The following is a 20,038-nucleotide window of genomic DNA, read 5'->3' on the forward strand; positions in this document are numbered from 1 at the left end:
GGTTGTTGCATTTGCCTCTATGCGACGAAAAATAACGTGTCAACCATCAACTGCGCAATAAATGAACAAACGCATCCTCGATTGCGAAATTATCTCCATCGGTGCGCGGCCATTCGGGCGGGGGCTGGCGGCGGAACCAGGTGTATTGGCGCTTGGCATAGTTGCGCGTGGCCTGTGCCGCCGCGGTTTCGGCTTCGGCCAGCGTTGATTCCCCGCGCAGGAACGCCGCGATTTCGGGCACGCCGATGGCGCGCATCACGGGCAGGGCGGGATCGAGCTGGCGCGCCAGCAGGGCGCGAACCTCGTCAATGGCGCCGCGCTCCAGCATCAGGGCAAAGCGGGCATCGCAGCGGGCGTAAAGCGCGGCGCGGTCAGGCAGCAGGATCAGCGGGTGCAGGGCGATGGCATGGCCGATCCCGCCCGTCTTGCGCGTCTGCCAGTCCGCGATCGAGCGCCCGGTAGAGCGCACGACTTCCAGTGCGCGCGCGATCCGCGCCGCATCCGCCGGGGCGAGCAGGGCGGCGCGGGCGGGGTCTTCGGCCTGCAGCGCGGCATAGGCGTCCGCGACGGGGAGGGCACGCACCGCCTCGCGCACCGCCGCGTCTATCGGCGGCACGGGGGCGATCCCGTCGAGCAGGGTGCGGATATAGAGGCCGGTCCCGCCCACCAGGATCGGCACGCCCCCGCCGGCATGGACTTCGGCAATCACCGCGCGGGCGGCAGCGGCCCAGTCGGCAGCGGAGCAGGCGCGCGCGCCGTCCCAATCGCCAAACAGGCGGTGCGGCACGCCCTGCATCTCCTCTGCCGAGGGGCGTGCGGACAGCACCGCCAGATCGGCATAGACTTGCGCGCTGTCGGCGTTGATGACGGTGGCGGCGCGGCCCTGTGCGCCAAGCGCCAGTGCGAGGCGCACCGCGCAATCGCTCTTGCCGCTGGCGGTCGGCCCTGCGATGAGCGCGACCGGCGGAAGGCCAACTACCGATTCAGGGAATTCAGACGTGTTCATTGCCCGCTTGATAGCAGAACCCGCGCGGCTTGCCGCAAATTGTGACGCGGCGATCCATGCGCTGGAAGCGGCGGGGATGAAAGTGCACCGGGCCGAGCCGCTGAAAGTCCACGACGACGTGCTGGAAGTCGCCGCCGATCACGGCACTGCCGCCACCTTGCGCGGCGTGCTCGACGCCCAATTCTCTCCGGTTGACCTGCTGGTCAGCGATCATGCGCCCGGCGTGCCGGGGGTGTTCGTGTCGGACATGGATTCGACCATGATCTCGGCCGAATGCATCGACGAGCTGGCCGATTTCGCGGGCCTGAAGGACCAGATTGCCGACATTACCGAACGCGCGATGCAGGGTGAGCTGGACTTTGCCGAGGCGCTGACCGAGCGGGTGCGGCTGCTGGGCGGGCTGGGCGAGGACGCGATCCAGCAGTGCCTGGATGAACGCATCTTCGACATGCCCGGCGCGCGCACGCTGGTCGCCACTCTTAAGGCCCACGGCACCGAAACGGTGCTGGTGACCGGCGGCTTTCACCAGTTCGCCGATCCCGTGGCGGAACGGCTGGGGTTTGAGCGCGTCGTCGGCAACCGGCTGGCGGTTGCGCATGGCAAGCTGACCGGCGGGCTGGTCGGCGATATCGTCGACAGCTCGGTGAAGGAGGCGGTGCTGCGCGCCGAAGTCGCCCGCCGCGATGGCGCGGCCAGCCTGGCCACCGGCGACGGGGCGAACGACATTCCGATGCTGATCGCGGCCAGCTATGGCATTGCCTATCACGCCAAGCCCAAGGCCCGCGCAGCGGCGCACGGCTGGGTGGAGCAGGGCGACCTGACCTCGGTGCTCAAACTGCTGGGCGTTGCGCGGGGGGACTGGGTTTCCGTCTAAGCGGCAACCTTGCGCCGGGCCGCGATCCGCAGGCCCAGCGCGGCCAGCGCCAGCGCGGTGCCGATCACCCCTTCGACCCGCGTTTCGACATCGAGGATCCGCACCGCATAGGCCAGCGTGAAGATCAGCCACAGGTAGTGAATGCCCAGGCTGTGCAGCCGCTTCCAGTTGCGTCCCAGCTTGCGCATCGCCGCGTCCGTGGAAGTGGCCGCCATCGCATAGAGCAGCGCATAGGCGAGGGCGCCGGGAATGAGCGCGGCAATTGGCCGGGTCTCGTCACCCAGTTTCAGGAACACGGCCAGTGCGAACAGGTGCACGGTGTGGCAGGCGGCAAAGCCCAGGCCCCAGAACCGGCGGTCGCGCAGGACGGTCCGGCGCCAGCCGCCCGGCCACAGCCGCACCAGCGACGAGGCCAGATAGACCAGCAGGAACAGCGGGAACCCGACCCGCGCGGTCCAGCGCGCGGCCAGTTCCCAGCCGTCGACCGGCAGGATTGCCGAAGCCATCCCGGCCAGCATTGCCGCGAGCCCGATAATCAGGCCGATCAGCAGCGGCCATTGACTTGGTAGTGGCATGAGAAACCCGTAAAAACCCGCATGGTTTGATTCGACTGCCCGATTATCAAAGCCGCGCCGCGATCGCTACTGTATCGCAGTATTGACACCAGTGTTAGTAATTCGCATATTCACCTTCATGGATATGCACGCCGCCCCCATGTCGCCCGTCCTCGACACTGTCGCTGGAACCTCGCCCGCTGCCGACCTGCCGGTGATGGACCCGGCCCGACCCGCACTGCGCTATGACTTTGCGAAGGCCTGGCGCCATTTCAAGGAGCTGGTGAAGGACAAGGAAAACACCGCCGAAGTCGCGCCGATCTTTGAAGCGCTGCCCTGGCGGCAGGGCTATGACGCGGCCAAGGCGTTTCTGGCGACCGAGCAGGGCCAGCGCCTGCGCGCGACCGAGCCGTTCCTGCCGACCTTGCTGGATGACCACGACACGCTGCGCAAGTTGCCCAAGGGCAGCCTGGCCCACGTTTACTGCGATTTCATGGAACGCGAAGGGCTGACCGCGCACGGGCTGGTCGAGGATCTGGCGAAGTATCGCCGGGCGGACCAGTATTACAGCGATCAGGTCGAATGGTATTTCAACCGGATGCGCGACACGCACGATCTGCAGCACGTGCTGTCCGGCTATGGCCGCGATGCGCTGGGCGAACAGTGCGTGCTGGCATTCACCTATGGCCAGCAGCCCGCGCTGGCGCATCTGTTCCTCGGCTATGCCGGGGCGCTGGAAATCCGCAAGCGGATCAAGAGCAAGGCCCCGATCCTGCGCGCCGTGCGCAAGGCGCAGCGCATGGGCAATACCTGCCGCCGGATCATCGAGCAGCCGATCCGGGAACTGCTGGCGATGCCGTATGAAGAGGCGCGCAAGGCCGTGGGGATCACCACGCCGCACTATTACCAGGCGGTGCACAGCCAGTGGCGGAGCGAAGGGATCGATCCCTATGACCTGCTGGCGGCGGTGAAAAAGGCGGCCTGAGACAAGGCCCCACCCGACAAGCCCCTTCGTCATGCTGAACTTGTTTCAGCATCCAACCGTCAGCCCACGCTGATTTGACCGGCTTAGCGCTGCCGTTCAGCTTGAGGCCGGCTACGCGCTGCGCTTCCGGCCCGATGGATGCTGAAACAAGTTCAGCATGACGGTTTTTTCAGAGGCTGTGCCTTACCCTTCCATCCAGTCGCGGAAGAACGCGTCGTTGGCTTCGCGCAGTTCTGCGAGTTCCACCGAGAAGCCGGGACCAGCCACCGCGGTGCCGCCGGTGGTGCCGACGCGCAGCATCGGAATGCCGGCCGCCTGGATCTGGTCCGCGACCGCGCTGGTCACGACATAGCGGGCCTGGTCTTCCCCGAACGCGGTGAAGTGATCGCCGATTTCCTCCAGCGTGCAACCGATCCCGCCCGCCAGCGCCATTTCGGCCAGCGCGACCAGCAGGCCGCCGTCCGACACGTCATGCACGGCCGAAACCTTGCCATCCGCGATCAGCTGGCGGACGAATTCGGCGTGGGCGCGTTCCTTGGCCAGATCGACCGGCGGCGGCGCACCGTCTTCGCGGCCGTGGATTTCGCGCAGCCACAGCGACTGGCCCAGATGGCCGTTCGACTGGCCGATCACGAAGATCGCCTCGCCCGCCGACTTGAAGGCCACGGTCGCCATCGCGCCATAGTCCTGCATCAGGCCGACGCCGCCGATGGCCGGGGTCGGCAGGATCGCCGAGCCGCCGCCGGTGGCCTTGCTTTCGTTGTAGAGGCTGACGTTGCCCGACACGATGGGGTAGTCCAGCGCGCGGCAGGCATCGCCCATGCCTTCCAGGCAGCCAACGATCTGCGCCATGATTTCGGGGCGCTGCGGGTTGGCGAAGTTCAGGCAGTTGGTGATCGCCAACGGCGTCGCGCCGACCGCGCTGATGTTGCGATAGGTTTCCGCGACCGCCTGCTTGCCGCCTTCATAGGGGTCGGCATAGCAATAGCGCGGGGTGCAGTCGGTGCTCATCGCCAGCGCCTTGCGGGTGCCGTGGATGCGCACGACGGCCGCGTCGCCGCCGCTCTTCTGCAGGGTGTCCGCGCCGACCTGGCTATCATACTGCTGCCAGATCCAGCTGCGATTGGCGAGGTCCGCGCAGCCCATCAGCTTGACGAGGTCCGCGCCGAGATCGGCCGAGGGCGGGACGTTACCCAGCGGCGCGACATTGGCCCACGCGGCATAGTCCGCGCGGCTGGCGGCGGGCCGGTCATAGAGCGGCGCGTCTTCGGCCAGCGGGCCAAGCGGGATGTCGCACACGGTTTCGCCCTGCCAGGTCAGCACCATGTGGCCGGTGTCGGTCACTTCGCCGATCACGGCAAAGTCCAGCTCCCACTTCCTGAAGATCGCCTCGGCCATGGCTTCCTTGCCCGGCTTCAGCACCATCAGCATGCGTTCCTGCGATTCGGACAGCATCATTTCATAAGGCGTCATGCCCTCTTCGCGGCACGGCACCTTGTCCATGTCGAGCACGATCCCGGCCTTGCCGTTGGTCGCCATTTCGACCGAGCTGGACGTCAGCCCCGCCGCGCCCATGTCCTGGATGGCAACGATCGCGTCGGTCGCCATCAGTTCCAGGCACGCCTCGATCAGCAGCTTTTCGGTGAAGGGATCGCCCACCTGCACGGTCGGGCGCTTTTCGTCCGACTTCTCGTCGAAGTCCGCCGACGCCATGGTGGCGCCGTGGATGCCGTCGCGGCCGGTCTTGGAGCCGACATAGACGATCGGATTGCCGATGCCGGTGGCGGCGGAATAGAAGATCTTGTCGGTATCGGCGATCCCCACGGTCATCGCGTTGACCAGGATGTTGCCGTCATAGGCCTTGTGGAAATTGGTTTCCCCGCCGACCGTCGGCACGCCCACGCAGTTGCCATAGCCACCGATGCCGGCGACCACGCCTTGCACCAGGTGCTTCATCTTGGGGTGGTCGGGCCGGCCAAAGCGCAGCGCGTTCATGTTCGCCACCGGGCGCGCGCCCATCGTGAACACGTCGCGCAGGATGCCGCCAACGCCGGTTGCCGCGCCCTGATAGGGCTCGATGTAGCTGGGGTGGTTGTGGCTTTCCATCTTGAAGATGGCGGCCTGACCGTCGCCAATGTCGATCACGCCCGCGTTCTCGCCCGGGCCGCAGATCACCCACGGTGCCTCGGTCGGCAGCTTCTTGAGGTGGATGCGGCTGGACTTGTACGAGCAATGCTCTGACCACATCACCGAAAAGATGCCAAGTTCCACCATGTTCGGCTCACGCCCCAGCGCGTGCAGCACGCGGGCGTATTCTTCCTCGGACAGCCCGTGGGCGGCGACAACTTCGGGAGTGATTTCGGCCATGCGCGGCCCTTAGCGCCGCCGGGCGAGTCCCGCTAGCCCGTTCTGGCCGAATTTGCGGCGCTTTTCCCCATCCACCACGCCGCCAGCGTCGCCGCGCCATAGGCGAAGAAGGCCAGCAGGCTGGTGCCGGTGGTGACGTGCGGCTCCACCGGGCCGAACCAGTTGACCGCTTGCAGCGCCAGCAGGACCGCCGCCAGCACGCCGACGCGCAGTGGGGCGGGGCGTTTGCGGCGAACGTAAAGCCACAGCGCGCCAAAGGTCAGCCCCAGTTCCAGCGGCATCTCGATCGTGGGGTAGTTCCACAGCGCAAGGCCCAGCTTGGGCGGACTGCCTGCCAGCGTCAGGTCCGGCACATGGACCAGCAGGTCGAGGAACCAGTGCGACAGCAACACCAGCGCGGCGATCCCGGCAGCGGCGCGGCTTTTCGTCAGGCCCAGCACCAGCGCGCCGAACGCGGCGGCAAACACCGCGCTGCCCAGCAGGCTGTGGGTATAGGGCATGTGATAGAGGTCCATCGGGTTCATCACGCTGACCCCGGGGCGAAACCGCATCGCTTCCGTCCCCGTCAGCAGCAGCCCGAAGAACGCCCAGTCGACCAGCTGCCCGGCCACAAACAGCGTGCCAAGCCCCGGCGCTTTCGGCCGGGCGGCAAGGGCGAGGGCCGGGGCCCAGTGGCCGATGAACATGCGCCGGGTCTCCTCAGGCCATCTGCCGGACCGCGAAGGCCGCGATCCCGCAGGCCAGCGCGGTGGCGGACGCGCCCCACGCGATATCGACCAGCGTGACGTGCACCGGCCAGACCTTCAGCGTCGCCTGGTTGGTCAGGTCATAAGTGGCATAGGCGATCCCGCCCAGCAGCGCGCCGTTCAGCACCGCGTGCGGCACGCCCAGAGCGATCCCGGGGCGCACCGCGAACCACACCATGGCCGCGATGTAGAGCAGGTAGAACACCAGCGCCGGTCCCATCCGGAACTGCTCTGCCAGCAGGTCGCCCAGCGCGGGGCGATAGAAGTTCGGCCCGGCCCAGCGCAGCCACAGCGCATCGAGGATGCCAAAGGATACTCCGGCGGCCAGATAGGCGATAATCCACTGCATCGATTGCTCCCACGGTTTGTCGCAGCTTGACCCTTGGCCGCTGGACGGTCAATGCTTGATCCCATGAGCGAGACTGCTGCCGATATCGCCGCGATGAGCTTCGAAGATGCGCTGCGCGCGTTGGAAGATGTGGTGCGCAAACTGGAAAGCGGCGAAGTGCCGCTGGACGATTCCATCACCCTGTACGAACGCGGCGAAGCGCTGCGCAAGCACTGCCAGGCCCGGCTCGACGCGGCGCAGACCCGGATCGAGAAGATCGTGGCCGGACCGGACGGGCAGGCCGCCGCCGTCCAGCCGTTCGATGCCGAACCGGGCCGCTAGGCGATGAGCGCCAGCCCGCTGCTGAAGGACGCGATGGCGCGCATCGCTGCAGACGTCGCATCCATGTTCGATGCCCTGCTGCCGGTGCCGACCGACCCGCGCGCGCGGCTGATGGAGGCGATGCGCTATGCCGTGCTGGGCGGGGGCAAGCGGCTGCGCCCGCTGCTGCTGACGGCGGTTGCCGACATGTACCGGGTGGACCGCGCCGCCGCGCTGCGCGCCGGGATCGCGATCGAATCGATCCACGTCTATTCGCTGGTCCACGACGATCTGCCTTGCATGGACAACGACGCGATGCGCCACGGCAAGCCGACCGCGCACCTTGCCTTTGACGAGGCGACGGCCGTGCTGGCTGGCGATGCGCTGCACGATTTCGCGTTCGAGGTGCTGGCCGACACCGCGACCAGCAGCGATCCCTTCACCCGCGCCGAACTGATCCTGACGCTGGCCACGGCCAGCGGTTCGAACGGCATGGCGGGTGGGCAGATGATGGATATCGTCGCCGAAACCAGCCAGTTCGATCTACCCACCATCACCCGGCTGCAACAGCTGAAGACCGGGGCGCTGCTGGGCGCGTCGGTGGAAATGGGCGCGATCCTGGGCAAGGTCCCGGTCGAGGGGCGGGCGCACCTGCGCGGCTATGCCCGCGACATCGGGCTGGCCTTCCAGATCGCCGACGACCTGCTCGATTACGAAGGCGATGAAGCCGCTGCGGGCAAGGCGCTGCGCAAGGATGCGGCGGCCGGCAAGCAGACCTTCGTGTCGCTGCTGGGGCCGGACCGCGCGCGCGAACAGGCGCGAATGCTGGTCGAACAGGCGGTTGCGCACCTTGCCTCGCACGGGCAGGAAGCAGACTTGCTGCGCGACATCGCGCGCTACATCGTGGAGAGGGACCACTAAATGGCATCGCGCATCGGGGTCTATCCCGGCACTTTCGATCCGATCACGCTGGGCCATGCCGACATCATCCGGCGTGGGGCCAAGCTGGTCGACAAGCTGATCATCGGCGTCACCACCAACCCGTCGAAAAACCCGATGTTCACGCCGGACGAGCGCATGGCGATGGTCACGCGCGAAGTTGCGGCGATGGGCATCGACAACGTCGAAGTGGTCGGCTTCAACGCGCTGCTGATGAAATTCGCGCAGAAGCAGGGCGCCAACGTGATCGTGCGCGGCCTGCGCGCCGTGGCGGACTTCGAATACGAATACCAGATGGCCGGAATGAACCAGCAGCTCAATTCCAGCATCGAAACCGTGTTCCTGATGGCCGATGTCAGCCTGCAGCCGATCGCGTCGAAACTGGTCAAGGAAATCGCGATGTTCGGTGGCGAGATCCACCGCTTCGTCAGCCCCGCCGTGCGCGACGACGTGATGGCGCGAATTGCCAAGACAGGGACGCTGGGCGACTATTAATCTCGCCGTTCATTGCCACGACAGCGTTGCGGGCGTATCCGCCCACTCAGCGCATTTGCCGCCTTTCAGTTCGAGTATGCACCGCATGATCCGTCGTACCTTCGTTTCGCTTGCTCTGGGCCTGTCGCTGGCCGCCGTTCCGGGTTTCGCCAAGGACAAGCCGCCGGTCACGCCGCCCGCCCCGGTGCTCAGCGCCGCGATCAACCCCGATCCTGCGGTGGAGCCGGAAAACATCCTGGTGCTGGACCTGTCGAATGGCGGGCGCGTGCTGATCCGGCTGATGCCGCAGTGGGCACCGGGCCATGTCGAGCGGATCAAGACGCTGACGAGCCAGGGGTTCTACAACGGGATCGTGTTCCACCGCGTGATCGATGGCTTCATGGCCCAGACCGGCGACCCCACGGGGACCGGCGGCGGCGGCTCGCAGCTGCCCGACCTGAAGGCCGAATTCAACAAGCTGCCCCACGTGCGCGGCAGCGTGTCGATGGCCCGCACCGATGAACCGGACAGCGCCAACAGCCAGTTCTTCATCGTGTTCTATCCGCGTTTCGCGCTGGATAACCGCTACACCAATTTCGGCCGCGTGATCGCGGGGATGGATGCGGTGGACACGATCGAGCGCGGCGAACCGCCGGTGAACCCGACCAGGATCGTGCAAGCCTCGCTCTTGTCCGAAAACAAGCCGCGCCCGGTGATTTCCGCGCCGGTCGCCGCGCCGGAGATGCTCGCGCCGGGGGCTACCGCGCCGGGCACCACGGGCGAGTAATTTCGCAAGCCAGTTCCCGTCACGCCGGACCTGACCCGGGATGACGGTGGGACGAAGTTCCCCTAAGGGCAGTGCCCATGCGCGTTGACCTGTTCGATTTCGACCTTCCGCCGGAAAACATCGCCCTGCGCCCCGCGCGGCCGCGCGATGCGGCGCGAATGCTGCTGGTACCGGGCAGCACCGGGCCGCTGGTCGATCATCACGTCCGCGATCTGCCCGGCTTGCTGCGCGCGGGCGATGTGCTGGTGTTCAACGACACGCGCGTCATTCCCGCCCAGTTGGAAGGCCGCCGGGGCGAGGCAAGGATCGGCGCGACCCTGCACAAGCGGATCGACCTGCGCCGCTGGCAGGCCTTCATCCGCAATGGCAAGCGACTGCGCGCGGGCGATGAAATCCAGTTTCCCGCCGATGTCACCGCGCTGGCCGAAACCCGCCATGCGGACGGCAGCTGGACGCTGGCGTTTGGCGGGGACGAGCCGGTCGAAGTGCTGCTGGAACGTGCTGGACGGGTGCCGCTGCCGCCCTATATCGCGGGCAAGCGCGATTTGGACGAGGCCGACAAGCAGGATTACCAGACGATGTTCGCCGCCCGCGACGGCGCGGTTGCCGCGCCCACGGCGGCGCTGCACTTCACGCCGGAACTGATGGCAGCGCTGGCCGAAGCCGGGATCGGCCACGAAACGCTGACTCTGCACGTCGGCGCGGGCACGTTCCTGCCGGTCAAGGCCGACGATACCACCGATCACCAGATGCACGCCGAATGGGGCCGGATCGACGCCGCCACCGCCGACCGCCTCAACGCCGTGCGCGCGCGCGGCGGGCGCGTGATCGCGGTTGGCACCACGTCACTGCGCCTGCTCGAAAGCGCGGCAGGGGACGACAAGGTGATCCGCCCGTTCGAGGGCGACACCGCGATCTTCATTACCCCAGGCTACCGCTTCAAGGGCATCGATGCCCTGATGACCAACTTCCACCTGCCCAAATCGACGCTGTTCATGCTGGTCAGCGCGCTGATGGGGCTGGAGCGGATGCAGCAAGTCTATGCCCATGCGATTGCGACGGGCTATCGGTTTTACAGCTACGGCGATTCCAGCCTGTTGCTGCCGGAAGGGTAGGGCGCGGGGGCCTTATTGCCCCGGCTGCACCGTCTTCAGCTTGATCTGCTGGCTGTCCAGCTTGTGCTGGTCGCTCTTGAACTTGCCCTGCACGGAATCGAGCTTGTGCTGCCGGCTTTCCACCTTGTGCTGCAAGCTGTCGTGCTTGTGCTGCATGCTCTCGGTCTTGTGCTGCAAGCTGTCATGCTTGTGCTGCATGCTTTCGACGTTGCCTTGGGCGGTCTCCAGCTTGTGCTGGTGGCTGGCGGCGGGGTCCTTGGCGTGGATCGTCGGGCCGGGCGTGGGCGGAGCGGCTTCGGCGCTCATCCCCAGCGAAGCGCTGAGCAGGGTGATCGCCGAGGCGATGGTGGCGCCGGATGCACTGCGCTTGCTGTCGGTCTTGGCCATGCCAGTCGCTCCTGTCCCGTCACGCCTGTGACGAAAGCTTGTCCAGCTGTGCATACAGCAAGGCCAGATGGATGTCCAAACGCTTCGCCGGATCGGCTGGCTCCTCTGCGCCGGTCGCGGCGCAGTGCGCGGCAACCGCTGCGTCGAGGTCGAGCAGGTCGAACACCGCCGCGCCCCCGGCAGTGCCACCGGGCAGCGGCGCCATCGCGTCGCGAGCCACGTTGACCCATTCGGCATAGGCATCCGCCGCCGCAATGAACGGCTGCGCGCCCTGCGCCTCCACGTAGTCCGCAATCGTGCCGTCCGTGCCGAATGTGCCGGCGGAGAGGGGATGCGGATCGAGCCGCAGCCAGTGCTCGGTCCCGTCGCCCGCCCGCCGCCGCCCCAGCGGATAGAGCCGGCAGACCAGCGGCCGCGCCGGGTGCACGGTGCAGCCCTGATCCCCCAGGAACACGCAGACATCCGCCTCAGTCCTCGCCAGCGTGGTTCCCGCGCCGCCTTCGGTCCAGTGCTCGCGGAACTCCGCCGCCGAAACGCCCTTGAATGCCGCCAGCCGCGCGATTTCATAGGGGTTGGTTTGGATCACCTTGTGATGACAACACCGCGAACACGCCGCGCAATGAAACGCGAACGGCTCGCTCCGCGCGGCGGCATGCTGGGCGGGCAGGGCGGTCAACGCCGTCTGCCAAATAATGTCGCCGGATCGATCACCTGGTCGATCAGCGCGTCGTCAGGGGGCAACTGGCCGTCCAGCATCAGCATGGCGAGTCCATGCACCACGGCCCAGGCCTGGACCATCAGGCGGCGGGTTTCAGCCGGATCGCCGCCGGTCGCGGCGGCGGCCTTTTCCTGCAGCAGGCGCGCGGCAAGGGATTCGCCGAACACCGTGTCGCCGGGCGGGGGCAGGTGCGTGAAAATCAGTCGGAACAGGGCCGGGTGGGCAAGGGCGAAGCGGACATAGGCCCGCCCCGTCGCGCCGAATGCGCCCGGACCGCCGCCCGCCGATTCGGCCGCGGCGCGCTGTGCCTCGCCCAGTTTCTCGATCCCCGCGCCCGCCAGCGCCACCAGCAGCGCGCGCTTGTCGGGGAAGTGGCGATAGACCGCAGTGGCGGAAACGCCCACGTCGCGGGCGATCTGGCGCAGCGAAATGTCGCCGATTTCCGTGGTTTCCAGCGCGCGCAAGCCGGCCTCGACCAGCGCGCTGCGCAAGTCGCCGTGGTGATAAGTGCGGACCATTTCGGCTGATGTTGACACTGTTACCATTTGGGTTATGTTTACAGCATAAACATTAAAGGGAGATACGCGCCGTGGCAAGCAACGTCGAAACCGTCATCCGCGCCGTCGTGACCAAGGGGATCGAGAAGGTCGCCAATTTCAACCGCGCCCGCATGGACGAAACCCGCGCCCATCCGTTCCTGACCGGCATTCACGCGCCGATGACCGAGGAACGCACGCTGACCGATCTGGCCGTGACCGGCACGATCCCGCCGGAGCTGTCGGGCCGCTATGTCCGCATCGGGCCGAACCCGTTCAAACCGGATCCGCGCGGGCATCACTGGTTCATCGGCGATGGCATGGTCCACGGGGTGCGGATCGAGGGCGGCAAGGCGCTGTGGTATCGCAACCGCTACATCCGCTCGCAGATGCTGGAGGCCAAGGGCGGCCCGGCTGCCGCGCCTGGACCCCGGCGCGGGCGGCGCGATCTGGTCAATACCAACGTCATCCAGCATCGCGGGCAGACGCTCGCCATTGTCGAGGCCGGGTCGTTCCCGGCGCGGCTTAATGACGAGCTGGAAACGGTTGCCTACACCGATTTCGGCGGCACGCTGCAAACCTCGTTCAGCGCGCATCCGCATGAAGACCCGCTGACCGGCGAACTCCACGCGATCTGCTATGACGGCATGACGCAGGACACCGTGTGGCACGTGGTCGTCTCGCCCGAGGGCAAGGTCGTGCGGCAGGAGCCGATCCCGGTCGAGCATGGGCCGTCGATCCATGAATGCAGCATCACGCAGAAGTATGTGCTGGTGTTCGACCTGCCGGTGACGTTCTCGATGAAGGCGCTGATCGCGGGCGAGCAGTTCCCCTATCACTGGAACCCGGACCACCAGGCCCGCGTCGGCCTGCTGCCGCGCGCTGGCACGGCGGAGGACGTGATCTGGTGCGATGTCGATCCGTGCTATGTCTTCCACGTCGCCAACAGTTATGACACGGCGGACGGCAAGGTGATTGTCGATCTGTCGGCCTATCAGACGATGTTCGCGGGCGGGCCGGACGGGCCGAACGGCAAGTCGCTGGGGATGGAGCGCTGGGAAATCGACCCCGCCGCGCGCCGCGTGACGCGCACCACGGTCGATGCCGCGCCGCAGGAATTCCACCGCCCGGATGAACGCTTCTTCGGCCAGCCCTACCGCTACGCCTGGTCGCTGGGCCTGCCGGAACACGCCGAACAGGCGTTCCTGGGGACGACGCCGATCTATCGCTATGACCTGCACACCGGAGAGCGGCAGGCGCATGACTTCGGGCCGAACCGCGTGCCCGGTGAATTCGTGTTCGTGCCCCGCAGCGCCGATGCCCCGGAAGGTGACGGCTGGGTCATGGGCTATGTGATCGACGCCGCGAACGAGACGACGGACCTCGTTATCCTCGATGCGTCCGACATGGCCGCGCCCCCGGTCGCCAGCATCCATATCCCGCACCGCATCCCGCCGGGCTTCCACGGCAACTGGCTGCCCGACGCTGGTTGATGGGCGCGGTTTGATCGCGCGCAAGACAGGCCCCTCCGCGCCGTGCTAGCCCGTCACCGGGAAAACGGATGCGAGGAGGGGCCATGTCGCGCGAACGACAGGCGGCAGTCGATGCAGCGCTGGAACGCGCGGCCGAACGGCTGGGCGATGTGGTGCCACTCGTCATGGCCGAATTCTATGCGCACCACCCCGCTGCCCGCGCCGCGTTCGATCTGCATTCGCCGCACGGCAATCCGCACCGGCTGGAAGCGGAAATGGTCGATAACGCGCTCTATTTCGTGATGACCTGGTTCGAACGCCGCGCGGAGGTGGAGATCATCGCCTACACCTCGGTCCCGCACCATGCCGAAACGCTGCATGTGCCGGCCGCGTGGTATGCGGGGCTGCTGGATGCCACCATCACCGTCCTGCGCCGCGCCACCCCGCCGGACGATACGGCCGAACTCGCGCTGTGGGATGAACTGCGCGAAAAGCTGTGCGGGCTGGTTCTTTCCGCGCAAGACGGCTAACCGCACGGGCCATGACTGCCCCCCGCTTCCAGTTCACCATCCACGCCACCGATGGCAAGGCCCGCACCGGCACGATTGCCATGCGCCGGGGCGAAATCCGCACGCCTGCGTTCATGCCGGTCGGCACGGCGGCGACCGTCAAGGCGATGAAGCCCGAAACCGTCCGCGCGACGGGGGCCGATATCCTGCTGGGCAACACCTATCACCTGATGCTGCGCCCCGGCGCAGAGCGGGTGGCGCGGCTGGGCGGGCTCCACAAGTTCATGAATTGGGACCGCCCGATCCTGACCGACAGCGGCGGCTATCAGGTGATGAGCCTGTCGGACCTGCGCAAGATCACCGAGGATGGCGTGACCTTCAAAAGCCACCTCGATGGCTCGAAGCATTTGCTCACCCCCGAACGCTCGATGGAAATCCAGCGGCTGCTGGGCAGCGATATCGTGATGGCGTTCGACGAATGCCCGCGCGCCGACGCGCCCTATGACGTGATCGCCGCCTCTATGCGGATGTCGATGCGCTGGGCGCAGCGCAGCCGCGACGGTTTCGACAGCGGCGAGGAACACGCCGAACGCTCCGCCCTGTTCGGCATCCAGCAGGGCGCGCTCGACCAGACGCTGCGCGGCGAAAGCGCCGCCGCCCTGCGCGAGATCGGGTTCGATGGCTATGCCATCGGTGGGCTGGCTGTGGGCGAGGGGCAGGAGGCGATGTTCGCCACGCTCGACTTCGCGCCGGGCCAGCTGCCCGAAGACCGCCCGCGCTACCTGATGGGGGTGGGCAAGCCCGACGATCTGGTCGGCGCGGTGGAGCGCGGGGTCGACATGTTCGATTGCGTGCTGCCCAGCCGCTCTGGCCGCAATGGGCAGGGCTTTACGTGGAACGGCCCGGTCAACTTGCGCAACGCCCGCCATGCCGAGAATATGAGCCCGCTGGACGAGCGCTGCCCCGGCGATTGCTGCACCAAATACAGCCGCGCCTATATCCACCACCTGCACAAGAGCGGCGAGATCCTGGGCGCGATGCTGCTGACCGAACACAACCTGACGTTCTATCAGCAGCTGATGCAGGCGATGCGCGATGCGATTGCTGCGGGCACGTTCGCCGCGTTTTCGGCGGAGTTCCGGCGGGGGTATCTCAAGGGTTAGGTGGTTTGGGCAGATTTTGCCCGGGAAGGGTGGGCGCTTTTGGTAGGCGCTGATGTCAGGTGGGATGGCTGGAATGGCTGTCTGTTGGGATAGCGGAATGGAAAAGCCTTTCGCCCCTCCTCCCCGTCGCCCCGGACTTGATCCGGGGCTTGGCTTTGCGGTTCGCGCAGTGCTGGGGCAAATTTCGTTCCGTGCGGAATACCCGCCCGACCGAAAAATGCCGCGCGACCCAGCCGGTTGTTCTCCAAAATAATCCAGCTTTGACTTGCACTTGCTCACCCCGGCTGCATGATCTTCGCACGATTACGGGCAGGGGCATGGAATGAAGCGCAGGGTATTGGGTGTGGTGGCGGTGCTGATGGCCGGCGTTTCGGCGGTTCCGGCGGCCGCGCAGGATGGGCTCGCGCTGGCGCAGCGGTTTGGGGCGCTGGAGGCGATTCGCTCGATCAGCCTGTCGCCCGATGGTACGAAGATCGCCTATGTCACCCCGCATCCCACGGTCGGCACGGCGGTCTATGTCGCGGACCTGACGACGGGCGCGGCGCCGGTGCGGATCATTGCCTCGGCCAGCAAGGATGAGCAGATCTATTGGTGCGGCTGGCCCACGGCGGCGCGGCTGGTGTGCAAGGTCAGCGTCGATTTCAACCTGGCCGGGCGCTGGATCAAGGTTGCGCGGGCCTATGCGCTGAATGCCGATGGCAGCGATGCCAAGCTGCTGACAGCGGTCAACAGCCGCCAGCTGGGGCTGGATGGCAGCGGCGGGAACGTGCTGGACTGGGACGTGGCGAGCAAGCCCGGCGCGGTGCTGATGTCGCGCTACTTCATCCAGGAAGACCGCGCCGGATCGCTGAAGGCGGAGCAGCGCCAGGGGCTGGGGGTGGAGGAAGTCGATACCGTCACGCTCAAGCGCCGCAACGTCGAGCCGGCGCGCGGCGATGCGCGCGAGTACATCACGGACGGACATGGCACGGTGCGGATATTGGGGACGATTGCCTCCAACCCGGACGGCTACATCCGCGAGGAAATGAGCTATTTCTATCGCAAGCAGGGCGCGCGGGAGTGGCTGCCGCTGTCGAAGCTCAAGCTGGCTGACACCGGCGGGGTGGGGGGCTTCAACCCTTATGCGGTCGATCCGGCGAAGAACGTGGTCTATGGCTTTGACGATCACGAAGGCCGGGCGGCGCTGTTCAGCATTGCGTTGGACGGCACGGAAACGCGGCAACTGCTGCTTAGCCGTGACGACGTCGACGTGGACGGACTGGTGCGGATCGGGCGCGACAACCGCGTGGTCGGGGCCAGTTATGCCACCGAAATGCGGGTGGTCGATTACTTCGATCCGGAGCTGAAGAAGCTGGCGGGGGCGCTCAGCCGGTCCTTGCCGGGCAAGCCCAGCATCGGGTTCGTCGATGCCAGCAGCGGGGAAACCAAGCTGTTGATGGTCGCCGCCAGCGATGTCGATCCGGGGCGCTATTACCTGTTCGACAAGACCACCCGCCAGCTGGGTGAAGTGCTGCCGGTGCGCCCGGAACTGGCCGGGATCACGCTCGCGCCGATGAAGCCGGTGACCTATCCGGCTGCCGACGGTACGCAGGTGCCCGGCTACCTGACGCTGCCGCCGGGCAGCAGCGGCAAGGGGCTGCCCGCCATCGTCATGCCCCACGGCGGACCGGGATCGCGCGACGAATGGGGCTTTGACTGGCTGGTCCAGTTCTATGCCCAGCGCGGTTATGCGGTGCTGCAACCCAATTTCCGGGGCTCCACCGGCTATGGCTCGGCATGGTATCGCAAGAACGGGTTCCAGTCGTGGCGCGATGCGATTGGCGATGTGAACGACGCCGGGCGCTGGCTGGTGGCGCACGGCATCGCCGCGCCGGACAAGCTGGCGATCGTCGGCTGGTCCTATGGCGGCTATGCGGCGCTGCAAAGCCAGGTGCTGGACCCGTCGCTCTACAAGGCGGTCGTCGCCGTCGCCCCGGTGACCGATCTGGAGCGGCTGCGCGCCGGTGCGGCTGGCGCATATAACCAGACGTTGATCCAGAAATTCATCGGGCAGGGGCCGCACATCAAGGAAGGTTCGCCCGCGCAGAACCCCGGCAGCTTCAAGGCCCCGGTGCTGATGTTCCACGGCGACCGCGACCTGAATGTCGATATCGGGCAGGCGCGGTTCATGGCCGAGCGCCTGCGCGGCGCGGGCAAGCCGGTGGAACTGGTGGAGTTTCCGGGGCTCGCCCACAGCCTCACCGATGCCGCCGCGCGCACCCGTCTGCTCAGCGAAAGCGATGCCTTCCTGCGCAAGTCTCTGGGCCTGCCGGCGAACTGAACTTTCCTACACGGCGCGCGGCTGTCATGCTGGGCTTCGCTCCTTGACCGCGTGAACCCCGTTTCCCTTCAGGCCGCATTCCCCGGATGCGGCCTGATCTGCTTTCGCGCGCCCGCCAAAACTTTTCGGCAAAGACCCTCGCGGTTGCACTTCATCAACTAACGTCCGCCGGGCCCAAACGAAAAGGGCGGCCCCGAAGGACCGCCCTTTGCAATTTCGGTATGAAAACCCGAAACTTAGCGCGAATAGAATTCGACGACCAGGTTCGGTTCCATCTTCACCGGATAGGGCACTTCGTCCAGCGTGGGAACGCGAACGAAGGTGACCTTGTCGGTGCCGTCCTGCGCGACATAATCGGGCACTTCGCGTTCCGGCAGGCCCTGTGCTTCGGCGATCAGGGCCATTTCCTTGGCCTTCTTGCCCAGCGACACGACGTCGCCCGGACGCACGCGGCGGCTGGCGATGTTGCACTTCACGCCGTTCACATAGATGTGGCCGTGCGAAACGATCTGGCGGGCCGAGAAGATGGTCGGCGCGAACTTGGCGCGGTACACCACCATGTCCAGGCGCTGTTCGAGCAGGCCGATCAGGTTCTGACCGGTGTCACCCTTCATGCTCGACGCTTCCTGATAGGTGCGCTTGAACTGCTTTTCGGTGACGTCGCCGTAATAGCCCTTCAGCTTCTGCTTGGCGCGCAGCTGGATGCCGAAGTCCGACACCTTGCTCTTGCGGCGCTGGCCGTGCTGACCGGGGCCATAGCTGCGGCGGTTGACCGAGCTCTTGGGACGACCCCAGATGTTTTCGCCCATGCGGCGGTCAATTTTGTACTTAGACGACTTGCGCTTCGACATGACGCATCGTTCCTTCAATTTGCTGGGGGCTGGCGACAACCGCTGGCCCTACTGGTCCGGAACCGCACCATTCCGCCACTTGTGCGGAATGCGACCACCGCTTCACCGGAGTGCGAGGTCAATTGCGAAGGCGCGCCCTTGGCCGGGAATCGCCCGCAAGTCAAGCTTTCGGCGCGCGTTTCTCCAGCGTGGAGAGGATTCCGCGCATGGTCCGCACTTCCAGGTGGTTCCAGCCCGGCTTGGTCAGCATGTTGCGCACGGTCAGCCGCGTGGCCTCGGCGCGGGCCGGGGGGAAGAAATAGTTGCGGGCGTCCAGCATGGCCTCCAGCTGGCCCAGCATCCCCTCCAGCTCCTCCTGCGGGGCGGGGGGCAGCAGGTCCTCGGCCGTGGGCTGGACCAGATTGGCCTGTTTTGACCATTCATAGGCGCACAGGATCACCGCCTGCGCGAGGTTGAGGCTGGCGAAGTCCGGGTTGATCGGCACCGTCAGGATCGCGCGGGCGAGCGCGACGTCCTCGGTTTCCAGGCCGGAGCGTTCCGGGCCGAACACCAGTGCGGAGCGGCCCGCGTCGGCATGGATTGCGCGGGCGGCTTGCTCCGGCGTGACGACCGGCTTGGTCACCCCGCGCTTGCGCACGGTCGTTGCATAGACATGGGCGCAATCGGCCACGGCATCGGCCAGCGTTTCGAACACGGCGGCGTGTTCCAGCACTTCGTCTGCGCCGGCCGCCGCCGGACCGGCGCTGGGGTTGGGCCAGCCATCGCGCGGAGTGACCAGCCGCAGCTCGGTCAGCCCGAAGTTCAGCATCGCGCGGGCCGCCTTGCCGATATTCTCGCCCAGTTGCGGCCGGACGAGGACGATGACCGGCTTGCGCTCAGGACTTGTCGGCATCAAGCCCACCGACGTTCTGGCCACCGACGTCCTGAATCGTGCTGGCGAATTCCTCGAAGTCGCGCGCTTCGGTGAAGTCGCGATAGACGCTGGCGAAGCGGATATAGGCGACCGCGTCCAGCTGGCGCAGGCCGTCCATCACCATTTCGCCGATGTCGCGGGCCTGGACTTCGCTCTCGCCCAGCGTTTCGATCTGGCGCTGCACGCCGGAGACCAGCTGGTCGATCCGTTCCTGCGGCACCCCGCGCTTGCGGCAGGCAAGCGAGACGGACTGTTCGATCTTCCCCCGGTCGAACGGTTCGCGCTTATCGCCGCTTTTGACGACGATGACTTCGCGCAGCTGCACCCGCTCGAACGTGGTGAAGCGCGCGCCGCAGCCTTCGCACTGGCGGCGACGGCGGATCGCGGTGTTGTCCTCGGTGGGGCGCGAATCCTTCACCTGACTGTTGTCATGCGCACAGAACGGACAGCGCATTCAGGGGCGCAACCGCTTGTAAAGCGCGAACCCGGCCCCGGCGAGCAGGCCCAGCGGCCAGCTTACCACCGGGAGCACGGCCCCGGCCACCGCGCCAATGGCCGCGCCGGTCAGCACCGGCTTGGTCGACGGGTGGGCGAGCCCTTCCTTGGCCATGCCGACGATCTCCTCGCGGGCGTTGTCGATCAGGTTATCACCGCGCTTGGGATCGTTCATGGC

23 protein-coding genes are annotated in these 20,038 nt (G+C 66.6%); 11 read left to right on the forward strand and 12 right to left on the reverse strand.

The features are described from left to right. Positions 1-46: 46 nt before the first annotated feature. Entirely contained in the window at positions 47-1,006 is a 960-nt protein-coding gene (gene miaA / locus IE113_RS06765) for a tRNA (adenosine(37)-N6)-dimethylallyltransferase MiaA (protein WP_189539793.1), read from the reverse strand. Here miaA and serB point away from each other — a divergent pair. Then, on the forward strand, positions 999-1,880 hold the full coding sequence (serB, locus tag IE113_RS06770; protein ID WP_229822173.1) for a phosphoserine phosphatase SerB: 882 nt from the start codon (positions 999-1,001) through the stop codon (positions 1,878-1,880). The two genes, miaA and serB, sit on opposite strands and share 8 nt — an antisense overlap. On the opposite strand, the gene IE113_RS06775 is transcribed toward serB, so the two are convergent. Beyond that, a complete protein-coding gene (locus IE113_RS06775) occupies positions 1,877-2,455 on the reverse strand; it encodes a cytochrome b family protein (protein WP_189539795.1) in 579 nt (192 codons plus the stop codon). The two genes, serB and IE113_RS06775, sit on opposite strands and share 4 nt — an antisense overlap. A gap of 118 nt (positions 2,456-2,573) precedes the next feature. Between IE113_RS06775 and IE113_RS06780 the strand changes: the two genes are divergently transcribed. Continuing rightward, positions 2,574-3,419: a Coq4 family protein gene (locus IE113_RS06780; protein ID WP_268248102.1), complete on the forward strand. Its 846-nt coding sequence runs from the start codon at positions 2,574-2,576 to the stop codon at positions 3,417-3,419. A 183-nt stretch (positions 3,420-3,602) separates the two neighbouring features. Here the strand turns inward: IE113_RS06780 and purL are convergent, their stop codons facing one another. The 3 genes from purL to IE113_RS06795 are packed head-to-tail and all read right to left on the reverse strand — an operon-like array spanning position 3,603 to position 6,881. Beyond that, a complete protein-coding gene (gene purL / locus IE113_RS06785; protein ID WP_189539797.1) occupies positions 3,603-5,786 on the reverse strand; it encodes a phosphoribosylformylglycinamidine synthase subunit PurL in 2,184 nt (727 codons plus the stop codon). Between the two features lie 32 nt (positions 5,787-5,818). Next, the gene (locus IE113_RS06790; RefSeq protein ID WP_189539799.1) at positions 5,819-6,472 is read right to left on the reverse strand and encodes a hypothetical protein; all 654 of its coding nucleotides are present in this window, start codon (positions 6,470-6,472) and stop codon (positions 5,819-5,821) included. A gap of 13 nt (positions 6,473-6,485) precedes the next feature. After that, on the reverse strand, positions 6,486-6,881 hold the full coding sequence (locus IE113_RS06795) for a DUF2177 family protein (protein ID WP_189539801.1): 396 nt from the start codon (positions 6,879-6,881) through the stop codon (positions 6,486-6,488). A gap of 63 nt (positions 6,882-6,944) precedes the next feature. On the opposite strand from IE113_RS06795, the gene IE113_RS06800 reads away from it, so the two are divergent. From IE113_RS06800 to queA, 5 genes are all read left to right on the forward strand, one after another. Then, entirely contained in the window at positions 6,945-7,202 is a 258-nt protein-coding gene (locus tag IE113_RS06800; RefSeq protein ID WP_229822174.1) for an exodeoxyribonuclease VII small subunit, read from the forward strand. A 3-nt stretch (positions 7,203-7,205) separates the two neighbouring features. Beyond that, positions 7,206-8,102 (forward strand): polyprenyl synthetase family protein, encoded by an 897-nt coding sequence (locus IE113_RS06805; RefSeq protein WP_189539805.1) that lies wholly within the window; start codon positions 7,206-7,208, stop codon positions 8,100-8,102. Then, positions 8,103-8,615, forward strand: coding sequence for a pantetheine-phosphate adenylyltransferase (gene coaD, locus IE113_RS06810; RefSeq protein ID WP_189539807.1), 513 nt, complete (start codon positions 8,103-8,105; stop codon positions 8,613-8,615). Between the two features lie 85 nt (positions 8,616-8,700). Continuing rightward, complete coding sequence (locus IE113_RS06815; protein WP_189539809.1) at positions 8,701-9,381, forward strand: peptidylprolyl isomerase; 681 nt, start codon at positions 8,701-8,703, stop codon at positions 9,379-9,381. 77 nt (positions 9,382-9,458) lie between these two features. Beyond that, positions 9,459-10,496 carry a tRNA preQ1(34) S-adenosylmethionine ribosyltransferase-isomerase QueA gene (gene queA, locus IE113_RS06820; protein ID WP_189539811.1) on the forward strand — a complete coding sequence of 346 codons (1,038 nt, stop codon included), beginning with the start codon at positions 9,459-9,461 and terminating at the stop codon, positions 10,494-10,496. 12 nt (positions 10,497-10,508) lie between these two features. Here queA and IE113_RS06825 read toward each other — a convergent pair whose 3' ends face one another. Genes IE113_RS06825 through IE113_RS06835 form a run of 3 tightly spaced genes read right to left on the reverse strand, consistent with a single transcriptional unit; the run spans position 10,509 to position 12,119 of the window. Continuing rightward, positions 10,509-10,883 carry a hypothetical protein gene (locus tag IE113_RS06825; protein WP_189539813.1) on the reverse strand — a complete coding sequence of 125 codons (375 nt, stop codon included), beginning with the start codon at positions 10,881-10,883 and terminating at the stop codon, positions 10,509-10,511. Between the two features lie 19 nt (positions 10,884-10,902). Continuing rightward, positions 10,903-11,559, reverse strand: a complete 657-nt coding sequence (locus tag IE113_RS06830; RefSeq protein WP_268248103.1) for a YkgJ family cysteine cluster protein — start codon at positions 11,557-11,559, stop codon at positions 10,903-10,905. Then, positions 11,556-12,119, reverse strand: coding sequence for a TetR/AcrR family transcriptional regulator (locus IE113_RS06835; RefSeq protein WP_229822176.1), 564 nt, complete (start codon positions 12,117-12,119; stop codon positions 11,556-11,558). The genes IE113_RS06830 and IE113_RS06835 overlap by 4 nt, the downstream gene beginning before the upstream one ends. A 71-nt stretch (positions 12,120-12,190) precedes the next feature. Here IE113_RS06835 and IE113_RS06840 point away from each other — a divergent pair, with 71 nt between their 5' ends. The 4 genes from IE113_RS06840 (at position 12,191) to IE113_RS06855 (ending at position 17,601) form a co-directional block, all read left to right on the forward strand. Continuing rightward, positions 12,191-13,630, forward strand: coding sequence for an 8'-apo-carotenoid 13,14-cleaving dioxygenase (locus IE113_RS06840; RefSeq protein ID WP_308430043.1), 1,440 nt, complete (start codon positions 12,191-12,193; stop codon positions 13,628-13,630). A gap of 83 nt (positions 13,631-13,713) precedes the next feature. Beyond that, positions 13,714-14,139: a hypothetical protein gene (locus IE113_RS06845; RefSeq protein ID WP_189539819.1), complete on the forward strand. Its 426-nt coding sequence runs from the start codon at positions 13,714-13,716 to the stop codon at positions 14,137-14,139. Positions 14,140-14,150: 11 nt separating this feature from the next. Next, the gene (gene tgt / locus IE113_RS06850; protein WP_189539821.1) at positions 14,151-15,281 is read left to right on the forward strand and encodes a tRNA guanosine(34) transglycosylase Tgt; all 1,131 of its coding nucleotides are present in this window, start codon (positions 14,151-14,153) and stop codon (positions 15,279-15,281) included. A 322-nt stretch (positions 15,282-15,603) separates the two neighbouring features. Further along, positions 15,604-17,601, forward strand: coding sequence for an alpha/beta hydrolase family protein (locus IE113_RS06855; RefSeq protein WP_189539824.1), 1,998 nt, complete (start codon positions 15,604-15,606; stop codon positions 17,599-17,601). Positions 17,602-17,837: 236 nt separating this feature from the next. Here IE113_RS06855 and rpsD read toward each other — a convergent pair whose 3' ends face one another. The 4 genes from rpsD to IE113_RS06875 form a co-directional block, all read right to left on the reverse strand. Further along, positions 17,838-18,452 (reverse strand): 30S ribosomal protein S4, encoded by a 615-nt coding sequence (rpsD, locus tag IE113_RS06860; protein ID WP_189539832.1) that lies wholly within the window; start codon positions 18,450-18,452, stop codon positions 17,838-17,840. 160 nt (positions 18,453-18,612) lie between these two features. Further along, positions 18,613-19,344, reverse strand: a complete 732-nt coding sequence (locus IE113_RS06865; protein WP_189539834.1) for an RNA methyltransferase — start codon at positions 19,342-19,344, stop codon at positions 18,613-18,615. Beyond that, positions 19,328-19,819 (reverse strand): transcriptional regulator NrdR, encoded by a 492-nt coding sequence (gene nrdR / locus IE113_RS06870; RefSeq protein WP_189539836.1) that lies wholly within the window; start codon positions 19,817-19,819, stop codon positions 19,328-19,330. Before nrdR ends, IE113_RS06865 begins: the two co-directional genes overlap by 17 nt. Then, on the reverse strand, positions 19,820-20,035 hold the full coding sequence (locus tag IE113_RS06875; RefSeq protein ID WP_189539838.1) for a hypothetical protein: 216 nt from the start codon (positions 20,033-20,035) through the stop codon (positions 19,820-19,822). Between the last annotated feature and the right edge of the window lie 3 nt (positions 20,036-20,038).

The organism is Novosphingobium arvoryzae (genome assembly GCF_014652615.1).
Lineage (GTDB): Bacteria > Pseudomonadota > Alphaproteobacteria > Sphingomonadales > Sphingomonadaceae > Novosphingobium > Novosphingobium arvoryzae.